Origin of the sequence: Paenibacillus konkukensis, from assembly GCF_023523925.1 — a bacterium.
Taxonomy (GTDB): domain Bacteria; phylum Bacillota; class Bacilli; order Paenibacillales; family NBRC-103111; genus Paenibacillus_S; species Paenibacillus_S doosanensis.
Genome location: NZ_CP027059.1, coordinates 2,006,333 through 2,027,823 on the forward strand (window position 1 = coordinate 2,006,333; position 21,491 = coordinate 2,027,823).

The 21,491-nt window shown below is 55.7% G+C and carries 17 protein-coding genes and 1 pseudogene; 5 read left to right on the forward strand and 13 right to left on the reverse strand.

Going from position 1 to position 21,491, the window contains the following annotated elements; genetic code table 11:
* Positions 1-20: 20 nt before the first annotated feature.
* The 6 genes from SK3146_RS08680 to SK3146_RS08705 form a co-directional block, all read right to left on the reverse strand.
* Positions 21-710 (reverse strand): rhamnogalacturonan acetylesterase, encoded by a 690-nt coding sequence (locus SK3146_RS08680; RefSeq protein WP_249864701.1) that lies wholly within the window; start codon positions 708-710, stop codon positions 21-23.
* Between the two features lie 3 nt (positions 711-713).
* On the reverse strand, positions 714-1,412 hold the full coding sequence (locus SK3146_RS08685; RefSeq protein ID WP_249864702.1) for a DUF1961 family protein: 699 nt from the start codon (positions 1,410-1,412) through the stop codon (positions 714-716).
* Between the two features lie 311 nt (positions 1,413-1,723).
* Entirely contained in the window at positions 1,724-3,277 is a 1,554-nt protein-coding gene (locus tag SK3146_RS08690; protein WP_249864703.1) for an extracellular solute-binding protein, read from the reverse strand.
* Between the two features lie 136 nt (positions 3,278-3,413).
* Positions 3,414-4,298, reverse strand: coding sequence for a carbohydrate ABC transporter permease (locus SK3146_RS08695; RefSeq protein ID WP_249864704.1), 885 nt, complete (start codon positions 4,296-4,298; stop codon positions 3,414-3,416).
* Positions 4,299-4,315: 17 nt separating this feature from the next.
* A complete protein-coding gene (locus SK3146_RS08700) occupies positions 4,316-5,221 on the reverse strand; it encodes an ABC transporter permease (RefSeq protein ID WP_249866235.1) in 906 nt (301 codons plus the stop codon).
* 421 nt (positions 5,222-5,642) lie between these two features.
* Positions 5,643-7,988, reverse strand: coding sequence for a helix-turn-helix domain-containing protein (locus SK3146_RS08705; RefSeq protein ID WP_249864705.1), 2,346 nt, complete (start codon positions 7,986-7,988; stop codon positions 5,643-5,645).
* A gap of 97 nt (positions 7,989-8,085) precedes the next feature.
* Between SK3146_RS08705 and SK3146_RS08710 the strand changes: the two are divergent.
* The 3 genes and pseudogenes from SK3146_RS08710 to hrpB all read left to right on the forward strand — a co-directional run.
* Positions 8,086-8,234: pseudogene (locus SK3146_RS08710) on the forward strand (cell wall hydrolase); the annotation flags it as partial.
* Between the two features lie 241 nt (positions 8,235-8,475).
* On the forward strand, positions 8,476-8,703 hold the full coding sequence (locus SK3146_RS08715; protein ID WP_249864706.1) for a 3-dehydroquinate dehydratase: 228 nt from the start codon (positions 8,476-8,478) through the stop codon (positions 8,701-8,703).
* A 400-nt stretch (positions 8,704-9,103) separates the two neighbouring features.
* Entirely contained in the window at positions 9,104-11,659 is a 2,556-nt protein-coding gene (hrpB, locus tag SK3146_RS08720) for an ATP-dependent helicase HrpB (protein WP_249866236.1), read from the forward strand.
* A 172-nt stretch (positions 11,660-11,831) separates the two neighbouring features.
* Here hrpB and pckA read toward each other — a convergent pair whose 3' ends face one another.
* The 3 genes from pckA to gap all read right to left on the reverse strand — a co-directional run bounded on the left by pckA (position 11,832) and on the right by gap (position 14,755).
* Complete coding sequence (gene pckA, locus SK3146_RS08725; RefSeq protein WP_283942833.1) at positions 11,832-13,430, reverse strand: phosphoenolpyruvate carboxykinase (ATP); 1,599 nt, start codon at positions 13,428-13,430, stop codon at positions 11,832-11,834.
* Between the two features lie 108 nt (positions 13,431-13,538).
* Positions 13,539-13,739, reverse strand: a complete 201-nt coding sequence (locus SK3146_RS08730; RefSeq protein ID WP_249864707.1) for a GapA-binding peptide SR1P — start codon at positions 13,737-13,739, stop codon at positions 13,539-13,541.
* Positions 13,712-14,755: a type I glyceraldehyde-3-phosphate dehydrogenase gene (gap, locus tag SK3146_RS08735; protein ID WP_249864708.1), complete on the reverse strand. Its 1,044-nt coding sequence runs from the start codon at positions 14,753-14,755 to the stop codon at positions 13,712-13,714. Before gap ends, SK3146_RS08730 begins: the two co-directional genes overlap by 28 nt.
* 827 nt (positions 14,756-15,582) lie before the next feature.
* On the opposite strand from gap, the gene SK3146_RS08740 reads away from it, so the two are divergent.
* A complete protein-coding gene (locus SK3146_RS08740; RefSeq protein ID WP_249864709.1) occupies positions 15,583-16,305 on the forward strand; it encodes a class I SAM-dependent methyltransferase in 723 nt (240 codons plus the stop codon).
* 502 nt (positions 16,306-16,807) lie between these two features.
* On the opposite strand, the gene SK3146_RS08745 is transcribed toward SK3146_RS08740, so the two are convergent.
* The 3 genes from SK3146_RS08745 to SK3146_RS08755 form a co-directional block, all read right to left on the reverse strand.
* Positions 16,808-18,058, reverse strand: coding sequence for an MFS transporter (locus SK3146_RS08745; RefSeq protein ID WP_249864710.1), 1,251 nt, complete (start codon positions 18,056-18,058; stop codon positions 16,808-16,810).
* A 39-nt stretch (positions 18,059-18,097) separates the two neighbouring features.
* On the reverse strand, positions 18,098-18,547 hold the full coding sequence (locus tag SK3146_RS08750; protein ID WP_249864711.1) for a MarR family winged helix-turn-helix transcriptional regulator: 450 nt from the start codon (positions 18,545-18,547) through the stop codon (positions 18,098-18,100).
* A 95-nt stretch (positions 18,548-18,642) separates the two neighbouring features.
* Positions 18,643-19,524: an AraC family transcriptional regulator gene (locus SK3146_RS08755; RefSeq protein ID WP_249864712.1), complete on the reverse strand. Its 882-nt coding sequence runs from the start codon at positions 19,522-19,524 to the stop codon at positions 18,643-18,645.
* A gap of 185 nt (positions 19,525-19,709) precedes the next feature.
* Here SK3146_RS08755 and SK3146_RS08760 point away from each other — a divergent pair, with 185 nt between their 5' ends.
* The gene (locus SK3146_RS08760; RefSeq protein WP_249864713.1) at positions 19,710-20,849 is read left to right on the forward strand and encodes a Gfo/Idh/MocA family protein; all 1,140 of its coding nucleotides are present in this window, start codon (positions 19,710-19,712) and stop codon (positions 20,847-20,849) included.
* A gap of 120 nt (positions 20,850-20,969) precedes the next feature.
* On the opposite strand, the gene SK3146_RS08765 is transcribed toward SK3146_RS08760, so the two are convergent.
* A complete protein-coding gene (locus SK3146_RS08765) occupies positions 20,970-21,437 on the reverse strand; it encodes an SRPBCC family protein (protein ID WP_249864714.1) in 468 nt (155 codons plus the stop codon).
* Positions 21,438-21,491 lie beyond the last annotated feature (54 nt).

Sequence of the window (21,491 nt, forward strand, 5' to 3'; positions counted from 1 at the left end):
GTTAAGTCCTCTCCCTCACCTTATTGGACCTTGCGGAAATAATGCGATAATCCCGGACATAACGCCGCAAGCTCGGCCGCCGCAATGCGCGCGACCTCCATCGCTCCGCGCTCGTTGAAATGCGTGTTATCCTGCGCGCCGTCCGGATAATTCGGGTGCTCGCCGGGCTCCAGCCACGTGAACAGCCGCTTTGAATCTTCGGGCCCCAGCTTGCGGTACAGCTCGCCGGTCTTCGCCTCCATATCGATCAGCAGCACGTCCTGCTCGGCGGCCAGCTTCTTCATCGCTTCCGGGTAATCGCCGTGCGTAGCCAGCAGCTGCCCGTCCGCATCGAAATGCCGGCGGGCGACGGAGGTGAACAGGACCGGCACCGCTCCCTTCTTCCGGGCTGCGGCAATATACTGCATCAGATGATCCAGATACGTCGTGAACGGCTCCGTGTGCCGCTGCTCGTCCGGCTTCTCGTCGTTATGTCCGAATTGGACGAACAAATAGTCGCCCTGGAGAAGCCTCTCCGCGATGGGCTTGAGGCGCCCTTCGGCGATGAAGCTCTTGGAGCTCCGGCCGCAGGAAGCGTGGTTACGCACTTCGGCTTCCGCCGTCAGCATCGCGCCGAGCATCTGCCCCCACCCGGCCATCGGCGCTTGATCCGCCGGGTAGCTCGCCGCCGTGGAATCGCCGGCGATATAAATTCGTATTGCGTCTGTCATAAGCTATCCTCTCTCCAATGCATAAACATTCAAATTCGCATACTCGCCGATCATCGGCGCCAGCTGCCTGAAGCCGATTTTGCCTCCTTCAAGCCGTTTGCCGTACGTTACGCCGTCGTCCTTCCACTGAAATACCGTCATCTCATTGATCATGAATACGATCTCATCCTGCCATTTCAGCAGCTTGATTCGATACGGGCCGGCCGCATCGCCGACGGAAGGAATCGGGTCGCCTCCTTGCGCAACCAGATGAAGTCCGAAGCTTTTGCGCAGATTGCACGTATGGAAGCTGCGCTCGTCCGCCTCCTTGCGCCGGAAGTACGAGACATGATAAGCGTTCATATCGCCGTGATGATACTCGGGGTATACGCCTGTCCGCGGCGCCAGTCCGGCGTCGAACAGGTCTTCCCCTTGAGCGCCCGCGGCAGAGAAAAACGTCATGCAAAGACCCGGCTCGCGGACCGGCCAAAATTCCCAGGTCGCCGCTATGGAGTCCGGGAAATCCACAGGACACCAGAACACGAAGTTCGCCTGTTGGCCAAGCTTCGGGTCCAGCACGTTTTCCATGCGCATTCTGCCTTGCGGAAAGGTGATCGCCGCCTGTCCTTCCATAATAAAATCGCCGACATCCTTTTCCTTGGCGAACGGATTATGATAGATGCGTTCGCCCAATGAATACAATGATGAATCGATTGCCGTCATCTGCTGTCTCCCCCTTATAGTGTAGTACCAATGTACCGCACATCCGCTTTTCCGGCCATTGTAGATTTTTGAGCCGGGGGCAGCATTGCTTAATACTTTATTGCACCGCTTCCACTTCCTTGCAATGGGCTGAATCGGCCGGCCCGGTCTTGAGCCCGCCGTTTCGCGGGGCGCGGCCTTCGGGTTAACTGCTGCATATCGGCTGTTTCCGCGCCGCGCCGCCAGCCGCTCATACAAAGCGGCTGGCGGCGTCACTCCCGCTAACAGGCTAAAAGGACCGTGTCGCAATCACACGGCCCTTGCCCGCAGCCTTATTTCTTGGAGGCCTGGTACAGGTCATTGATTTCTTTGACGTAGTCGTCGCCGCCGCTCTTCTTCCACAGCTCTACCGCCGCTTTAAAGCCCGCCTCGTCGATCTGGCCTACGATAAATTTCGTTCTCGCATCGTTGATGATGTTATCCAGCTGCGGTCCTTTTTGCGCGTATACGTTAGACACGAGCGGTTCGGCCGGGTTCGCCACGACGATGGATTCGTTCGCTTTCTGCACTTCATTGGATTTAATGCGAACCGGAGTTTGCACGACCTCCAAATAGCGGTTTTCCGGAATGCCCATGAACATTTGGTTCAAGCCGCTTAATTCCTGATCCATCAAGGTCGTGTCCTTCGCCGGCTCGATACCGCCTTCCACTTTCTTGTAATGCTTGCCTTCGATGCCGTTAAAGCCGAGATTTTGCGCCGTTTCGTCATTCAACTTATCCAGGAAGGCGAGCACCTGGCGAAGCTCGGCCTCGGTTTTGACCGTCGATTTGGAAATCGCCAGCATGCCCGCATACCCGGAGGTAGGCAGCGCGCGATTGCCCTTAGGTCCGGCAACGGAGCCCAGAATGTCCATGAAATATTTGTTCTTGTCGTCCTTGCCCGCCTGCTCCAGCGCCTTGTGAATCTTTTCGTCGATCCGTGCCGCGTTATCCGTGACGTCGACGATAACGCCCGCCTGGCCGTTGACGATCGGGTCGGTCCATTTGTTCGAGTCCATCACGGCAAAGTCCGCATTGATCAGCTTCTCGTCATACAGCTTTTTGAAAAATTTCAAAGCTTCCATATATTCCGGCGTATAATGGGCAGGAATCAGCTTGCCGCTCTCGTCCGTCCCCCATTTGTTCGGAACGCCGAACCAGGTCTGCATAATGTCGAACGGTCCGGTATATTTGGAAATGACCATGCCGTACGTATCGTTTTTGCCGTTTTTATCCGGATCTTTGGTTGTAAAGGCTTTCAGCATGTTATAAAAGTCGTCGATCGTCTTCGGCTCTTGCATGCCAAGATTATCCAGCCACTCCTTGCGGTAGACGATGCCGTTGCGGCCGAGCGGTCTGGCGCGGTAAATGCCGTAAACTTTGCCGTCGACCGAAATATTGTTGTTGACGATCGGATTGGCTTTGCTCAAGTTCGGATAATCTTTCAAATAGGGCCCGACTTCCCAGAACGCGCCGGATCGCGCCGCATTGATGAAGCTCGCCGTCTTGTCCTTGATGACCATGACGGTCGGCAGCTTGCCCGACGCCAGCGTAATATTGATTTTGTCCGCATAGGAAGAGTCCGGCACCCAGTCCAGATGAATTTTCGTATTCGTGTACTTCTCCAGCTCGGCGACGACCGGGCTGCCGTCCTTGGGAAACGTCGGCTTGAACGCCGGAAGCATAATGCTCAGCTCAAGCGGACCTTGCGCCGCAGAGCCGCCTTCTTTGCCCGCGGAAGCTTTATCGCCGCCGTTTGCGGCACAGCCGGTTACCGCCGTCACGGCGATGGCGGAAAGCATAACTCCGCTTGCCCAGCGCTTCATCGATTTTTTGGTGGATTTCATACCATGATTGCCTCCCTTTGATCTCTTCATAGAATAATATAAATGGGTGATAGGTTCTAGCTATTTATATGAACCCGCACTGCGAGCGCCTATCCTCATACGGCAGTGCGGGGAGCCCGTCGGTCGAAAGCGGCCGTCAGCCTTTGATCGAACCGATCAATACCCCTTTGGCAAAATGCTTTTGCAGGAACGGATACACCAGCAGAATCGGAATCGTTCCCACGACGATAACGGCCATTTTGATCGTTTGCTCCGGCGGCTGGACGAACGTCGGGTCGAGCTGGCTCATATCCCCGATGCTGCCCTGGGACAGCATGACCAGCTGCCGCAGCATTACCTGCAAAGGCCATTTGTCCGGATCGTTGATGTAGAGCAGCGCCTGGAAAAAGTTGTTCCAATGGCCTACCGCATAGAACAGGCCGAAGGTCGCCAGCACCGGCTTCGACAGCGGCAGAACGATTCTCCACAGCACCCCGAGCTCGGTGCAGCCGTCGATTTTGGCCGCTTCTTCGAGTCCCGGGGGCAGCTCCTGGAAAAAGTTTTTGACGACGATCAGGTTAAACGCGCTGATCGCGCCCGGCAGCATCAAAGCCCAATAGGAATCGAGCAGGCCGAGATTTTTGACGATCAAATACGTCGGGATCATGCCCCCGGAGAACAGCATCGAGAACAGCACGAGATTCAGAATCGTATTCCGGCCCATCAAGTCGCGGCGCGCAAGCGCATACGCCATCGTGACGGTAAATAGCAGATTGACCAGCGTTCCCATCGCCGTCACATAGACCGAGACGAGAATGCTGCGGAAGAGCGTGTCGGAAGAAAAGATAAACCGGTAGCCCGATAGCGAGAACGTCTTCGGTACGAGGAAGAACGCCCGCTGCGTCAGCTCCGCTTCGGTAGCGAAGGAGCCGGCGATCACGTACAGGAACGGCAGTATCGTCAATAGACCGAGAAGTCCGAGAACGACGTAGTTGATGCCGTCGAACAAGTTGCCCAAAAAGCTTCTATGATGTCTTCCCACTTATTTCCACCCCTTTATTAGTAAATACCGGATTGGCCGAACCGCTTGGCCAAATAATTGCTTGTAAAGACAAGGATGACGCCGACGATCGATTTGAACAATCCGACCGCGGTACTGTAGCTGAACGCCCCTTGGGTAATCCCCATCATATAGACGTAGGTGTCGAATACGTCGGCGACTTCGCGGTTCAAGGCGTTGGTCATCAAGTAAATTTGCTCGAAGCCGTTCTCCAGAACGTCGCCCACGCGCAAAATCAGCAAAATGATGATCGTGCTGCGCACGGAAGGCAGCGTAATATGCCACATTTGGCGCCAGCGATTCGCGCCGTCGACGATCGCCGCCTCATACTGCTCGGTATCTACCCCGGCTAACGCCGCGAGGAAGATGATCGTGCCCCAACCGCATTCTTTCCACATCGTCTGCAAAATAATGAGCGGCCGGAACCAGCCCGGATCGGATAAGAAGTCGATCTTATGACCGGTATACTGCTCGAGCAGGCTGTTGACGATACCGCCTTCCGTCGTCAGAAATACGTAGGAAATACTCGCCACGATCACCATCGATATGAAATGCGGCACATAAATAAGCGTCTGAATCGTCCGTTTATAAAGGTCTTTGCGGATCTCGTTGAGCAGAAGCGCAATGACGATCGGCGCCGGAAAGAAAAATACCAGATTGTAGAACGACAGCAGCAGCGTGTTTCTGAGCAAGCGGCCGAAGTCGGGATTTTGGAAAAAGTTGCGGAAATGCTCGAGCCCGACCCACTCGCTGTTCCAGAAGCCCGTAAAAGGCTGATAGTTTTTGAAGGCGAGCAGGACGCCCCACATCGGCACATATTTAAAAATTAAAAAGTAAAGCAAGCCGGGCAGCAGCAGCAAATACATCCATTTATCCCTCTTCAGCCTGCCGAGAAACCATTCCATGGCGCTTTGCCGTTTCCGCTCCTTCGTCCCGCGGATCGTGTCTGTCGTTGTTGTGTGGCCCATAGTTTCACTCCCTATACGAATATCATGTTCACCTATGCGACAAATTCCGATTTAAGCACTTATAAGCTTTCAAGTTTCGATTCGGTTTTGATTCGGTTTCGATTCGTTTCGTCGTTCGGCTGATTCATAAGTCACATTGTGTTGGAAGGGCCGTTTGTTTTCAATTAGACATTCTTGATCCGGCAGTTTCTGGCGTTTATACTTCTTTGGTAAATCTACTCTTTTCTTGATGAAAACGCGAAAAACCCGCTCCTGGAGCGGGTTTTCATGTGCTATCGAGCCGCCGGTGAACAACGTTTCCCCGAAGGCGCCCGCTCTTGCCGGAGCATGGTGAAGAGCGGAGCTTCTCCTGGCAAAGCTAACTTTTGCGGCTCATATCGCGATATTGACTCGGCGTAACGCCTTCGTATTTTTTGAAAATGCGGTTGAAATAACTGTGCTGGTAACCGACGCGCTCCGATACCTCGTTGATCTTGAGATCGGAGTTGCGCAGCATCTCCTTCGCTTTTTCCATCCGCAGATCGGTCAAATAATCGATGAAATTTTTGCCCGAAACCTGCTTGAACGTCCGGCTCAGGACGAAAGCGTTCGTGCCGCAATGCTCGGCGCAGCTGTCGAGAGAAATATCGTTCATATAGTGGGCCTGTATGTAGAGCATCGCCTGCTCGATCATTTTTTTGAGCTGGAAATCGGCGCGGCTTTCCATCGCCGCGATGAACGGGCGAATCACTTTATGCACGAACCACTTTTCGATTTGCTCCGGCTCCCGCAGCTGTCCGAGCTGCTCGAACATATTCGCCGATTTGAACAGCTGATTCGGATTCATGCCGGACTGCATCATCGCGTGCTCCAACGAACCGAGCAGGTTCATCACCCCTTGCTGCACGTCCATTTCCTTCACGCCGTCGGCGGCCAGCGTCTCCATAAACGCCCGGATGTGGCTCTCCGCCTCGCTCTCCTGCCCCATCCGCATCGCTTGAATAATATCGCGCTCCAGCGAAAACGGGTATTGGAACGGCTGCTCCTCCTCCGTCCGGCTGAACGCATCCAGATCGATGATCTGATTCTCGTTGCCGAAGTTTCGGTAGCTAAGCGCCAGCTTCGCTTCCTCGAACAAAAGCGGGATTTTTCTAATCTGAGTCGTCGCCTTGCTCAGCGTAATCGTAACTTGCATCTTCAAAATCCGGTTAATCGTCTGCATCAACGCTTCGCTCAGCTGCTTGAGCTCCGCTTGGCAGGAATCGCCCTGCGGAATGCTGATCAGCAGCCCTGCGGTTAAGTTATGGAAGTTAATGACATGGCAGTCGTCGAACCGCTCGCGCGCGATTTCCTCCGCCATATTCGCCGCCGCGAACGTAATGAGCCCTTCGTCCCCGTGCGAAAACCGGCCGACCGTGTCGAGCTGGGACATGCCGACCAGCTGAATATACAGGACGATATACTGCCGCTGCTCGGTGTTCCAGCCGTAATGATGCATCCGCTCGATCAGATCTTCCTCCGAATAAGCGGACAAATAGCCTTGAATCAGCTGAAGCAAAAACCCTTCCTTCACCTGCGGCAGCTGCTGCTCCAGCTTGCTCTGCAGCTCCAGGCTCTCCCGGTTCATATGCTCCCAATGCCGCTCGATCAGCTCGAATTCGTTTCCTTGCGTCAGCTTGCCTCCGCTAAGCAGGCGCACAAGCTGGTGCAGCGGCGAGTAAATTCGCCTGGATGCAATCCACGCCAGCACGGCGGCGAGCAGCAGGCCGGCGCAGCTCACCAGCACGATCGCCTGGGACAGAAATACGATCGGCTTCTTGATGGCGCTGATCGGAGCGATCGATACGTAGATCCACCTGCTGTCGATACGCTCCAGAGCGCCTGCCGAAACGGAATACGTATTCTTGTCCCATTTGAACAAGAACGACATCTGCTGAACGCCGCCGCGGCCGAGCACTTCCTTCTTGACCGCTTCGATCAGGGACGATTCCCGATTGCTGCCGCCGCCGGTCGAAATTAGCTCCGTTCCGTCCTCCTGCATCATGAAGGCTTCGCCTTCGTCATAAGGAGCAACCGTTTTCAACAAAGAGACGACATTGTCCCGGTCAAGCCTGGCGACCATAAGTCCGAACGGCTCGGAGACGCCTCCGGGAATTTTGTGCACGAGCGCCAAGTCCGTGGTCGTTCCCGCCTTGGTGTTCGTCAGCACCATAGTCCAAAATACGTTCGGCGCTTTCATGGTGATAGATTTGAACTGCTTCCATTCATCTGACTGAATATCGATCAAGCTGAATTCCGGATTAAAGTGAGCGGGCATTTTTCCGTCAATATACAGATCGAGCGATTTGGCCAGCGGCATGGCGCCCTGCATCAGCACGATCGTTTTGGAAATGTCGCGGGTCACGGCAAACTGCGTGTAGAAATCGGTTTCCTTCAAGCTGTAATCAAACTTCGTATCGAGCGCGCCGTGAGACATCGCCAGCTCCATATTGGCAAACTGCCCGTCGATATGCTCGGCGCGCTTCACAATTTGATTTTTGTGCAGCTGCAGCAGTTCATTCTCGATGGTTCCCCCGACAAACCAATAAATAAGCGCGCCTGTGATCAGACCGGGGATGCTCGCGATCAATAAGATAAGAATCAATATTTTACGATAATGCGTTCCTTTGCCGCCATAAAAGCGGGAGCCCCAATGCGTCAAGCGCAATTTCAGCGTATCGGGCAATCCACTTCACCACCAAGCTTATGTATAGTCGCTTTTTATAACATACCTTTATTTATTTTTGTTTTCAACCGTTTTATTTTGAACAGATCGTCTTTTGATTGGTTATTCATTTGGAGAACGGAAGGACATTGCGCTGTCGGCAAAGCTACTGGTGCGGAGGCGGAAGGCGAAGGAGAACAGGGGATGCGGCCCGTAGGCCATGTGGGGATTAATAGAATCAGAGCAAACGGCTCCGATTCAAAGGATTGCGCCCTCGGAGGCTTTTTGCCGATTCCCTGATACCAGGCTGATTCGGCGATGATTGCACGCTGATAATTGCAAATTTTTCTGTATCCATGTGTAACCTTTTCCATCTATCTTTCGTCTTATTAGTAAGACTTCGCAAAGATAATAGATTCTGTAGTCAAATTGTAAAACTTTTTTAATGTTATTTTAATAATCGTAATATATCCTATTTACATATCCAATATTAGGTTGGTGATCATTGATGAAACTATTTATTACTGTTCAAAACAAAACTGTGCCTGTGTACACCGATGAGAAAACAAATAAAAAGTTTAATCTATTAAAATCCGCTTTGGAATCCAAAGTGACCAAAGGCCGCAAAGCGATCAAAAAATGTCTCGATTCTTTGATCAGCATCGAAATTGTCGGCTGCGAAGCTATACTTCATTCCTTGAATGAGAGAGATACGCTTGCTCTGTCCCTTTATTGATATGAGACTTGCGTTTCATTCATGTCAGGTTATTCGGGCCTCGGCCGAGGCCCGCGCCTGCCTTGCCCCGGACCGCGCCTGCAGGCAAGTCCCGATCTGCGTCAGCCTGTCTTTATAAGTGCGCCCGCGATTGGCTGTATAACCCGCACTTCGTACCGGTTCGGCTGCGGACAGGCTTCTTTTTTCTTTTTCGCAGACGCTAGTTTTGATTTGGATTATTATGAAAACGATTACAATCCCGTCAATCTGTACGAACGGCCGAATGGCGCCCGCAAAAATTGCTTTTTCCTTTTCCGCGCGCCGGACGGTATAATATCACTATATGACCGGTGAACAAACGGCCTTACAAGGCCATCCATCATATCACCAGTACGCTGTAAGGATGAGAAAGAGTGATTTCATGAACGCGTTACCGATTGATTCCGTTATTCCCGATCTTCTGCCGGCGCTCCGCGAGCGCACTTCCGCCGTTCTGGTCGCTCCGCCGGGAGCAGGCAAGACGACGCGCGTCCCGCCGGCCTTACTCAACGAGCCGTGGCTGAACGGCCGGCGCATCATCATGCTGGAGCCTCGGCGGCTGGCCGCACGTTCCGCAGCCCGCTACATGTCCGCCGCGTTGAATGAGGACGTAGGCCGTACCGTAGGGTACCGGGTTCGGCTGGATACGAAAGTCGGCCCGGACACCCGCATCGAAGTCGTCACCGAAGGGATTCTCACCCGCATGCTGCAGTCCGATCCGGCGCTGGAGGACGTCGGAATCGTCATCTTCGACGAATTCCACGAACGCTCCCTTCACGCCGACCTCGGGCTCGCGCTATGTCTTGAGGCGCAATCCGTCCTGCGGGACGATCTGCGCATTCTCGTCATGTCCGCAACGCTCGACGCGGAGCCGGTGGCCGCTATGCTCGGACAAGCTCCGGTCGTCGCCAGCGAAGGCCGCAGCTATCCGGTCGAGACGAGATTCGCGAGCCGCCGACCGGAAGGACGCATCGAACCGGTCGCCGTCCGCTCGATTCTGAACGCCTTGGAGCAGGACGAAGGCGACATTCTCGTCTTCCTGCCCGGCGAAGGAGAAATTCGCCGCGCCGCCGCGCTGCTCTACGAGCATCTTGCGGCTTCGTCGATGCGCGGTGCGGTCATGGTCGCGCCTCTCTACGGCAATTTGCCGCAGGAAGAGCAGGATCGCGCGATAGCTCCCGGCAAACCCGGTCAGCGCAAGGTCGTGCTCGCCACGACGATCGCCGAATCGTCGCTGACCGTCGAAGGCGTCCGCGTCGTGATCGACGCCGGTCTGATGCGCGTGCCGCGCTTCTCGCCGCGAACGGGCATGACCCGGCTGGAGACGGTCGCCGTATCGCGTGCCTCCGCCGATCAGCGGCGCGGCCGGGCAGGCCGTACGGCTCCGGGCGTCTGTTACCGGCTGTGGACGGAAGCCGACGACCGGAACTTGCCGGCGCGCGGCGTCCCCGAGATCGCCGAGGCCGATCTCGCGCCGCTGGCGCTGGAGCTCGCGGAGTGGGGCGTCAGCGACCCGGCACAGCTGCGCTGGCTCGACCCGCCGCCGGCGGCCGCCTTCGCGCAGGCGCGCGAGCTGCTCGCCCGGCTCGGCGCGCTGGCCGCGGACGGCGCCGTCACGGCGCACGGCAAGCGCATGGCCGCGCTGGGGCTGCACCCGCGGCTCGCGCACATGGCGCTGCGCGGCAGCGAGCTCGGCTGCGGCCGGCTGGCGTGCGAGCTGGCCGCGCTGCTCAGCGAGCGCGACGTGCTGCGCGCGGAGCCGGGCGCCGCGCCGAGCGCGGATCTGCGCCTGCGCGTAGAGGCGCTGCGCCGGGCGGCAGCCGAGCGCGGCGGGCGGCGGGAAACCGCGGAAGCCGCCGTCTACGAAGGCTTCCGCATCGACACCGCCGCGTGCCGGCGCGCGCTGGCGGAGGCGCGCCAGTGGATGCGCGCGCTCAAGCTGCCGCCTGTCGGGGACGCCGCAGCGGCAGCGGACACGGACGCCTGCGGCCTGCTGCTCGCGTTCGCCTATCCGGACCGGATCGGCCAGCGGAGGCCGAACGGCCGCTTCCTGCTCCAGAACGGCCGCGGAGCCGCCTTTCATGAAACGCAGCCGCTGGCGGCCGAGGCTTATTTGGTCGCGGCGGAGCTCGACGATCACGGTCCGGAGAGCCGCATTTATTTGGCGGCTCCCGTCGAGCTCGGCGAGCTTCAGCAGCATATGGGCGCGCTGATCGAGGAACAGGAGACGGTCGCCTGGGACCCGTCCTCGCAAGCGGTCCGCGCGCGCCGGACGCTGCGTCTCGGCGCGCTGGTTTTGAAGGAAACCCCGCTGGCGCAGCCAAGCCCGGAGCGGACCGTCGCCGCGCTGCTGCAGGGAATCGCCGCCGAAGGCTTGTCCTTGCTCACCTGGACCCGGGCGGCGAGACAGCTTCGGCAGCGCATCCGCTTCATGCACCGGGTCGATCCGTCGTGGCCGGACGCCTCCGACGAAGCGCTCCTCGCCGCGCTGGAGCAGTGGCTCGCGCCGCATCTGTACGGGCTCAAGAGCCGCTCCGAGCTGGAACGGCTCCATCTCGCCGATATTCTCGAAGCCTGGCTGTCGTGGGAGCAGCGGCGAGAGCTCGACGCTTACGCGCCGACGCATATCGTCGTCCCGAGCGGCTCGCGCATTCCCGTCGACTACAGCGATCCGGCCGCGCCGCTGCTGGCCGTACGACTGCAGGAAATGTTCGGCCTGACCGATACGCCGAGAATCGGCCGCGGCCGGGTGCCGCTGACGCTGCATCTCTTGTCGCCGGCGCAGCGTCCCGTACAGGTGACCCAGGATTTGGCCAGCTTTTGGTCTCATGCTTATTTTGAAGTCAAAAAGGATTTGAAAGGCCGCTATCCGAAGCATTATTGGCCGGACGACCCGCTTGTCGCCATGCCGACAAGCCGCGTGCGGCCGCGCTCCTGATTTTGGCGATATGAACGGCGAAAGGACCTCCGATCCCGCTGCGGAATGCAGCTTAAGGAAACGAGGTCCTTTTGGCGAATACCTATCGTTTATCCAGCGTCAACGCCATGAAGAGAAGCTGCGATGGCTATAAATCGCCTTTTATGCGAGCAAGCGCATCCTGTAAGCTTCCCTAGTCCTGCCCCTGCGAGCCTGAGCCGGCTTTCGGCCCCGCTTCGCGAATCGCCTCGGGCGCATCCGCAAACTTGGCGAAATTATCGGCAAACCGCCGGGCCAGCTGCCGGGCGCTGCGGTCGTATGCCTCCGCATCGGCCCAAGCGGCGCGGGGCTGCAGCACGCCGTCCGGCACCCCGGCCACATGATCCGGGATGTACAGACCGAAGATCGGGTCCAAAGCGAACGCGGCCTGCTCCAGGCTTCCGTTCAATGCGGCCGTGACCATGGCGCGGGTGTACGCAAGCGGCATTCTGCCGCCCGTGCCGTAGCCGCCGCCCGACCAGCCGGTATTAAGCAAATACACCTTAGCCTGATGCTCATCAATCTTCTTGCCCAGCATTTCCGCATAAGCGGCCGGTCTCAGCGGCAGAAACGGCGCTCCGAAGCAGGCGGAGAACGTCGCCTCCGGCTCGGTCACTCCCCGTTCCGTGCCGGCCAGCTTGGAGGTGTATCCCGATAAAAAATGATACATCGCCTGTTCCTTCGTTAATTTGGCGATCGGCGGGAGCACCCCGAATGCGTCGGCGGTGAGAAACAGGATGACGCCCGGATGCCCGGCCGTTCCCGGAATGACCGCATGGTCGATAAACTCTACGGGATAAGCGGCGCGGGTGTTTTCGGTGAGGGTGCCGTCCGCATAGTCGGCCTCCGCGGTCAGCGGATCGAGCGCGACATTTTCGAGCACGGTGCCGAAGCGGATTGCGTCCCAAATTTGCGGCTCTTTCTCCCGCGTCAGTCCGATGCATTTGGCGTAGCAGCCGCCTTCGAAGTTGAATACGCCTTGCTCCGACCAGCCGTGCTCGTCATCGCCGATGAGGCGGCGGTTCGGATCGGCCGACAGCGTTGTCTTGCCCGTGCCGGACAACCCGAAGAACAAGGCCACATCCCCTTGCTCGCCGACGTTGGCCGAGCAGTGCATCGGAAATACGCCGCGCAAAGGCAGCAAATAGTTCAGAACGCTGAAAATCGATTTTTTCATCTCTCCGGCGTATTCCGTTCCCCCGATCAGGACGACTTTCTGCTCGAAGGAAATGATGATGAACGTTTCCGAGCGGGTCCCGTCCGCGGCGGGATCGGCCTGCAGCCCCGGCAAGGCGATGACGATAAATTCCGGCGCGTGCTCTTGCAGCTCCTCCTCCGTCGGCCGGATGAACAGCTGGCGCACGAACAGATTATGCCAAGCACGTTCGTTCACCACGCGGATCGGCAGCCTGTAGCCCGGATCGGCGCCCGCATATCCGTCGAAGACGAACAGCTCGCGCTCCTTCATATAGTCGATCGCTTTGTCGTACAGCTTCTGGAACCGTTCCTTCGATATCGGCCGATTCACCTCTCCCCAAGCGATATGCTCCATGACGGACGGCTCTTCCACAATATATTTGTCTTTAGGCGAGCGCCCGGTATATTTGCCTGTCGTTGCCCGCAAAGCGCCGCTGGAAGCAAGCCGGCCTTCGCGGCGCGCGACGGCCATCTCCACCAGCTTCGCTGCCGGTAAGTTCATATGGACGGAGCCCGATTCCGTGCTCTGCTTCGGACTAACGGCGGATAGTTTCATGATCATAGGTTCCCGTTCCTCTCCTGAATGGTTCGTCCCGCGACCGGCCGGCGAATGGCATGGCGATAGCGCCTCCATCCGCCCGCGGTCGCAGGCGGACTCTTTAAATTATGGTTTTATGACGGCAAGATCTCGATCGTCGCTATCGGATGTCCATTGCGATCTGTGACTCAGCTGCTTGCAGCGTTCATGGTCGCATTGGCTGTAGAAGGTAACGACTTTCTCCGTGTCGACGGTATCGATCATTTCTCCGCAATGCTTGCATACGATGACCCCCAAATTTACAGAACCGCCAGAGATGCTTCGCATGATTCTCCCATCCTTTCGCCCACAGTTTGAGTTAGTTCGACTACCCTTGAAGCGTAAGCCCATTCGTTGTCATACCAGGCCAACACCTTGATCTGATCGCCGGATACCATAGTGGACAATCCGTCCACGACGGCGGATTTGGAGCAGCCGACGAAATCGGCGGATACAAGCGGCTCCTCTATATAATCGACATAGCTTGCAAAAGCGCCTTCGGCCGCCGTTCTCAACGCCTCCCGCACTTCTTCAAGACTAGCCGCCGGCTTCGCGACTTGAACCGTCAAGTCGATCAGCGATACATCCTGCGTAGGCACGCGAACCGACAGCCCCTCGATATGCGGAGCCAGATGCGGCAGCACGTCGGCTAACGCTTTGCCGACTCCGGTCGTCGTAGGAACGATCGACTGCGTGCAGGCCCTTGCTCTGCGCAGATCCTTATGCGGATTGTCGAGATGGTTCTGATCGGACGTGAACGCGTGGATGGTCGTAAGCCATCCTTTCTTCACCTGAAAAGCCTGATCGAGTATATGAAGCACCGGCGCCGCACAGTTGGTCGTGCAGGAAGCGGCCGATACGATTTTGTGAAGGGCGGGATTATACTGGCGATCATTGACTCCCATTACGACAGTGAGATCCATCTGCTGTCCCGGAGCCGTAACGATGACGGAAGCCGCTCCGGCTTGCAAATGCTTCAGCGCCCCTTCGCGGTCGTTGAATTTGCCCGTTGCATCCAGCGCCAGCTGCACTCCGAGAGCGCTCCAGGGAATGTTCGCCGGGTCCCGTTCATATACTACCTTGACTGTGCGGCCGTTAACGATCAGGTCGCCGTCCTGAACGGAGATTCGCGCGTCCCATGTTCCGTGAACCGTATCGTATTTCAACAGATGAGCGACCGTTTCAACCGGATAGATGCAATTTATCGCTTTCAGCTCAACGGCGGTCTGCGAAGCCGTACATAGCTGCCTTACAAGCAATCTGCCGATTCTTCCCATGCCGCTAATGCCAACGCCTCTTCTCATGATTTGCCTCCCTCAATAATGTGCAATGCTTATATATATGGTATAACACAATTTGTATTATGACGCAATATATATTTGATTAATTGTACACTAATAAAAATTATTTGTACTTATGATATGTATTATTTATAGGGTGAGAACAATAAGTAATCGGTGCGCCGCGAACCGGCTCCCGGACTGCCGCAATACGAACTTCATACGTTGGAGCAAAGGAATGGGACAGGACGATGTTGTCAGACTAGCGATACCTCGGCTGGTATCCGGATCGCGTATTGGTATTCGTATGGGTTGCATTCACGAAATAATATCGGCTTCATAGAGTAAACCGGAACCATACCATGCTTGAACGCAGCCAATGAAGCGACTTCGGTTCAGCCTTGATGTAAGTTGAACTTTAACTAACCGTTGTGTTCCCTTAGATAATCATCCGGCTGAACGTAAAGCAGAATCTTCCCTTTTTCTTAAATCGCTCAATCTAACCGAATGAATTGCGCCTAGCCACTCATTGGCCAGCTGTCATATCCAAACCGTTGTCATCATTAACCAGGCAGCTTCGGGGCGACACTGCGGTTTCTTCCGGAATTTATATGATTTGGGACGGACGGAGCTTAGCTCTTATAAGGAGATAAGAATAGCATGGCGAGGTCAACCGGAGGTGTGACTGGGTGACCTTGTTTTATGTGCAGTTTTATGGGTGATCGGGGAATCAGGGGGATATATCAGGTTCAGTATATATATTCATTATATGGATCAAGTTTAAAAATATATTATATCTATGGTTATAAATGGATTACAATAACAGCAATGTTGAGAGGGGGGATGCTTGCATGAACAGCAAAAAGCGCGAAGATGCTTCGTACGAAAATGTGACAGATCAGCAGCTTCAAGAGCAGTTGAATTATTATCGAGAACGGGCTCCGGAGTATGACGACTGGTGGTACCGTCGCGGCGCATTTCATCACGGTGACGAAGCTAATCGAATCTGGTTCGATGAGATCAGCATGGTTAAGGTTGCTTTTCAAGCCGAGCATTTCCAGGGTGATTTTCTTGAACTTGCAGCGGGAACCGGCACTTGGAGTTGTTTGTTCTTAAAAGAAGCCCGGACGCTGACAATTGTAGACGGCTCCGTAGAGATGCTTTCACATAATCCGGTCGTTGCTGAGCCCAAGGTAAGGACGATTATCGCTGATCTTTTCCGTTGGTCTCCTGACCAGTTATATGATTCAGTTGCTTTTACTTTTTGGATATCGCATCTACCCAGAGAGAGACTGGGCGGCTTCTTCTCCATGGTTTCACGCTGTTTGAAGCCCGAAGGGAAAATGTTCTTTGTCGACGATCGAGAGGCAGCAGGAACCCGTGAGTCTCATGTAGTGAGGACATCCGGGCAAACGATGGTTCGGAAACTTAACAATGGTGATCATGCCGCTATAGTGAAGAATTTCTTCAGCGACAAGGAAATTAAGCAAATTGCGGCTGACGCGGGAATTGAACTGCATGTGCGCTATACGCCTACGTACTTCCAGTATGGGATAGGGTCCAAAACTGTTTAGAGTACCACGGGAAGCATCGCATCCACAAAATAGGATATGAAATGGAGCAGCCCCTTCTAACGGACATGGGTGCCGCAATGAAAACAAAATCAGGGATTTGCAGAATGTAACGGACGCCAGCGCTCCTATTTTACCTATCATCGCGATTTTTCCGACTTTTGGGGCTAATAAAGGCGCCTCTGTCCGTTAAAAAAGCAAAACCCGACTTTTGCGCGAAATAAGCGCACCCCTGTCCGTTAGCGCTCGGCCACGACGGTTCATATCTCCAGGATCTTCAGAACTGACTTACAATCAGGGTCAGACCGAGCGAACCCTTATCCATTCAAGGGGCATGATTGTAATCGGCGATTGGAGTCCCCGTAACCCTTCCCAATGGGATAGGGGTCCAATGCTGTCGGAACTCGTGTGATTGGATACAAAAACACCCTGCTGCGGGATCTCATCGCGCTATGACGATGTCCCTCAGCAGGGTGTTACGGCTGCGTCCACGTTCCATTATGTTTTAATCGGCCGTTTGCGTGCGCGTCTGCGCTTGCGTCCGGGACAAGGCGGGCTTCCGTTTGGAGCCTATGACATGCATCACGTAGAAAATAAGGAAAAGCAGCATGCTTAAAGCCGACAGGCGATACATTCCCGCGTATCCTGTTCCTGAAGCGGCGAAGCCGAGGCAGACGGAGCCGACGGCAATGCCGAGGTCAATGGAATTATAGAACATCCCCGTTGCGACTGCGCGCCTCTCCGGGGCGCTGCGCTGGATCGTCCAGGCCTGCAGCGACGGCTGCAGCATGCCGTAGCCGATCCCGTAGCACAGAGCGGATGCAATCAGCATCGGCATCCCCGACGCAAAGGAGAGCAGCACAAGACCGAGAGCGGTAAACAGCGCCCCCGCCGGCAGCACCGCGGCATGGCCTTTGCGGTCGAAGAGCTTGCCGGAAAACGGGCGAACGATCAGCACCATCAAGGCGTTGAACAGAAAAAACCAGCCCACGTTGCCGAGCTTCACTTCCTGGCCGAACAAGGCGATGAACGTAATTAGTCCCCCGTACGTAACGGACAACAGCAAGTTCAGGCCGCACGGAAACATCGCTCCTTGTTCCCAAAATCCGCTATGCCCCCGGCCGGAAGCCCGGACATTCTGCGCCGCGGAAGCACTTGCGGATGCGGCCCCTTTGCGGGCCGCAAACCGGATGAGCGCAGCAAGCGGGAAGACGACGACCGCCAGCGCCGACGAAACGGCGATCAAAGTGCCGAACCCGTATCCGTTCAGCAGCCATAGCCCGATGACCGGAGCGACGGACATGGATAAGCTGGTCGACAGGCCGAAATAGCCCATCCCTTCGCCCATCCGGTTCTTCGGAATAATCTCCGAGGCCAGCGTGCCGAACGCCGTACCGGCAACGGCAAAGCCGATTCCGTAGACGATGCGAAGAACGAGCAGCGCCCCCATCGACTGCATCAAGGCGTATCCGGCGGTGGAGACGGCGAAGACGATCAAACCGATAAACATAAGCCGTCTTTGCCCGAACAGCTCGAACAAAGTGCCGGCAAACAGCCGCGTTGCGATCGCCGAAACGGCGAACAGGCTAATGACGAAGCTGATCGTCGTGCCGCTGCTGCCGAACGCAGCCGATACATAAGCAGGCAAAGACGGCGTAATCATTTGCAAATTCAAATAAACGCAGAGATTGCATAAGGTAAGAAAAATAAAATTCATCGTCCAAAGCTTGGACGACGGCATATCCGTAGAATTCATAGTGTGTAACGATTCCCTTCTGGCAGTTGCATTATGATGTCATTTTTCTTCTTCCTGAAGCGATTCCGCCGTCCGGCTAATTTGCCGGAGCAGCTGCTTGAACTGGATCAGCTGATCTTCGCCGATCTCATGGGCCGCATCCCTCAGCGTCTGCAGTTCGATCGGAATCAGCTGCTTCGCCAGCTTGACCCCGAGCTCGGTGGAATAGACGCCGAACGACCTTCTATCCTCCGCGTTGGTCTCGCGGCGAACCCAGCCCTTGCGCTCCAGCGCATCGAGGATTCTCGTCGTGGTCGGCGCATCTTTATCGGCCCGGGCGGCGAGTTCCTTCTGGCTGATGCCGTCGTTGCCCTGCAGCCGGCATAGCACCGTCCACTGCTCCGGCGTTATATTGTAAGGTTTAAACCGGGCGGACAGCAGCTGAAGCATTCTGCGGTACGCCTTGCCGAGCAAAAAGCCGTACGATCCGTCCAGATCGTATCGGTCCATGAAGCTTCCCCCTTTCTAAATTAATTGTTTAGACAATTATATCACCAACAACTATTAGGCGCAAATCATTTCCTTTTTCGGTTTGCGAATCCCGCTTACATCCGTGCCCTAACGGTTCGGCTGTATTCGGTCGGACTCATGCCGGTCGCTTTCTTATAGGCTTTGGAGAAGTAATGGACGCTGCTGAATCCGAGCTGCCGGGCGATTTCGGTCATGCTGCTGGATTCGCCGCGGATGAGCTGCTTCGCTTTCTCGATTTTTAATTTGGCGAAATACTCTTTAATCGAATAGCCGGTTTCTTTCTTAAATATATCTTTCAGCCGGGTTTTGGCGATATGAAGCGACGCGCTGATCTCTTCCAAGGTCGGATTGCCGTCCGCGTGCTCTTCCAAAAACTGAATAATTCGCACCGTCAAGTTTTGATTGTCCTTCTCTCGGGAAGCCGACGATAAAACCGGCTTGGCGCTCTCTGGAAGGTTGCGGCGCAATAAGCGAATAAGCAGCGTTTCGAGATACAGCTTGATGAGCTGCTCGGAGCCGATCAGCGCATCGTCGCGGCGAATCGAAAACAGCGGGTAGCGAAACGGAAGATAAAAGGCTTCCGCTCCCTCTTTGACGATCTGGGCCAGCAAATTTCGTTCGGTATCCCCCAGGGAAATGACGCGGTCCTCGAAATATTTCATCGCTTCGGACCGGCAATCGAATGTGACGACAATCAGGTTAGGCGCCGTATCTTTATGCGCATAGAAGCTGTGAAATTCATTGGGCTTATGAAAAATAATCGTCCCTTGTCCCAGTATGTGGCGGCGGGAATCCGCCAGCACCTCGACCTCGCCTTTGTCCACATATACAATTTCCCAGAAATCATGCCGTTCTCCGGAAAAAACGTAGTTTTTGCCGAATTCAAAATAATACATCGTAATCAGACTTTCAATCGCAATCGTCTGATTCAGGTTCGTCCTTTTGTAATCCGCCATGCGCTTTCCTGCTCCTCGAATGTAGTTTCCGGCATTCTGCAGCCTCCCTATTATGATACAGCTTGCGCCGCTGCGGGAAAAGCAGCTGGAATTGACAAAAAATCCGGCTTTCAAGACAAAGAAATCGGCCGGGCTCTCTTTTATACTGAAGAAAATCGCAATGAAAGCTGAGGAGGATTACGAGGATGAACATTGGCGTGATCGGTTACGGGACAAGAATTAAAGGAGTTATCCAGAACGAGCTGAAGAAGCTCGATCCGCATCTGCAAATTGCCGGGCTAGTCGATCCCGATCCGGCCAAACACGAGGAGGCGAGACAGGCGGGCTCGGAACAAGTGCGCATTTTCGAAACGCCCGAAGCGATGCTGGCCGACATGAACTTAGACGGGATTATAATCGGCACGCGCTGTTCGCTCCACACTTCCATGGCGCTTAAGGTACTTCCCAGCGGCCTGCCGCTGTTTCTGGAGAAGCCCGTGGCTACCAGCCTGGAGGATGCGCTGCGGTTGAAGCGAGGCTATGAGTCTTCCGGCAACCGCAAGACGGTCGTATCCTTCCCGCTGCGGGTCACTACTATTGTGCATTGGGTCAAGGAAATTATCGATTCCGGCAAAATCGGCACCGTCGAGCATGTGCAGGCCGTCAACAACGTCCCTTACGGAAACGTATATTTTCAAGGCTGGTATCGCGATGAAGAGGAAACGGGCGGCCTGTTTTTGCAAAAAGCGACGCATGATTTCGACTACATCAACTACGTGCTCGGCATGCAGCCCGAATCGGTGGCGGCGATGGTATCCAAGCAAATCTTCAAAGGGAACAAGCCGGCGGGCCTTAGGTGCACGGAATGCGGCGACAATAAGACCTGTCCCGAGAGCACGGCGTTTCGCACCGATAAGCTGAGGGAGGAATGGGCCTACTGCTGCTTTGCCGAGGACACCGGCAACGAGGACTCGGGCAGCGCGCTGATCCGGTACGAAAGCGGAATGCACGTCTCGTACTCGCAGAACTTTTTTGCCCGCAATCAGGCGGCGGCGCGCGGTGCGCGTTTCTTCGGCTACAAGGGAACGCTGGAATTTGATTTTTATACGGGCATCATCAAAGTATACATGCATCATTCTACACGGGTCGAAACGTATGAATTTGGCGGCGGGGAGGGACACTTCGGCGGCGACGCCGCGCTGATGCGCAGTTTTGCCGGGCTGATGGAGGGAAGCTCAGAGAAGTCGGTCAGCCCGCTAGAGGACGGGCTCGTCAGCGCGCTGCTTTGCTTGAAGGCGAGAGAGTCGGCGGCGACCGGAACCTTTCAATCCGTTTCCTGGGAATAAGAACGGCGCTTCACATGCGCATAACGGCGGAACCCCCAGGGGACAGGCGAACGCTCTCATGGACCATGTTGACCGTACAAAATACAGGATATTGTACGGTCTTGGCCACAATATTCTCGGTTATCCTTCCGCCATTTGCTGGTCCAGCTGCTCCAGCACGAACGGCCACGCTTCCAAATGCCCGTTCCGGGAAGCTTCGTCGGGGAACCCGGCATGGGTCAGACGCAGGCGAGCGCCGCTGTCGTGCGGTTCAAGCTCGACCGTTACGACCGTCTCCGCCCCTTGGGTTCCCCCTGCGCCCGTAAGCCAGGTCAATTGAACGAGCCGGTCCGGTTCCAGCCTCAGGAATCTTCCGTAATGGGGGTGGCGCTGCGCCGCGCTGTCGGGGCTGCTTCGGAACACCGTTTCGAAGAAAAAGGCCGTGTCTACCTCCCCTTGCATGATCACGGTTCCGGGCGCCGCAAACCAGCGGTCGATCTGCCTGGTCCACGCGCTGAACAGCACTGCGGGCGAAGCTTTCATCAGCCGCTCGACCTGCAGTTCATGCGGCCGGGACGATAAATCGGGAATCGTTACGGGATTTGCCATATTTTTCATCGCTCCTGTTCGTTATATCGTTCATTGTTTCCATGCCAACTCCCG

Excerpts from the sequence above, each read along its gene's own strand:
- SK3146_RS08765 (WP_249864714.1), bottom strand. The coding sequence starts at position 21,437 with ATGGCAAATCCCGTAACGATTCCCGATTTATCGTCCCGGCCGCATGAA.
- SK3146_RS08680 (WP_249864701.1), bottom strand. The coding sequence starts at position 710 with ATGACAGACGCAATACGAATTTATATCGCCGGCGATTCCACGGCGGCG.
- SK3146_RS08715 (WP_249864706.1), top strand. The coding sequence starts at position 8,476 with ATGAAACTATTTATTACTGTTCAAAACAAAACTGTGCCTGTGTACACC.
- SK3146_RS08700 (WP_249866235.1), bottom strand. The coding sequence starts at position 5,221 with ATGGAATGGTTTCTCGGCAGGCTGAAGAGGGATAAATGGATGTATTTG.
- gap (WP_249864708.1), bottom strand. The coding sequence starts at position 14,755 with ATGAGAAGAGGCGTTGGCATTAGCGGCATGGGAAGAATCGGCAGATTG.
- SK3146_RS08685 (WP_249864702.1), bottom strand. The coding sequence starts at position 1,412 with ATGACGGCAATCGATTCATCATTGTATTCATTGGGCGAACGCATCTAT.
- SK3146_RS08760 (WP_249864713.1), top strand. The coding sequence starts at position 19,710 with ATGAACATTGGCGTGATCGGTTACGGGACAAGAATTAAAGGAGTTATC.
- SK3146_RS08730 (WP_249864707.1), bottom strand. The coding sequence starts at position 13,739 with ATGCGAAGCATCTCTGGCGGTTCTGTAAATTTGGGGGTCATCGTATGC.
- SK3146_RS08750 (WP_249864711.1), bottom strand. The coding sequence starts at position 18,547 with ATGGACCGATACGATCTGGACGGATCGTACGGCTTTTTGCTCGGCAAG.
- pckA (WP_283942833.1), bottom strand. The coding sequence starts at position 13,430 with ATGAAACTATCCGCCGTTAGTCCGAAGCAGAGCACGGAATCGGGCTCC.
- hrpB (WP_249866236.1), top strand. The coding sequence starts at position 9,104 with ATGAACGCGTTACCGATTGATTCCGTTATTCCCGATCTTCTGCCGGCG.
- SK3146_RS08740 (WP_249864709.1), top strand. The coding sequence starts at position 15,583 with ATGAACAGCAAAAAGCGCGAAGATGCTTCGTACGAAAATGTGACAGAT.
- SK3146_RS08755 (WP_249864712.1), bottom strand. The coding sequence starts at position 19,524 with ATGGCGGATTACAAAAGGACGAACCTGAATCAGACGATTGCGATTGAA.
- SK3146_RS08745 (WP_249864710.1), bottom strand. The coding sequence starts at position 18,058 with ATGAATTCTACGGATATGCCGTCGTCCAAGCTTTGGACGATGAATTTT.
- SK3146_RS08690 (WP_249864703.1), bottom strand. The coding sequence starts at position 3,277 with ATGAAATCCACCAAAAAATCGATGAAGCGCTGGGCAAGCGGAGTTATG.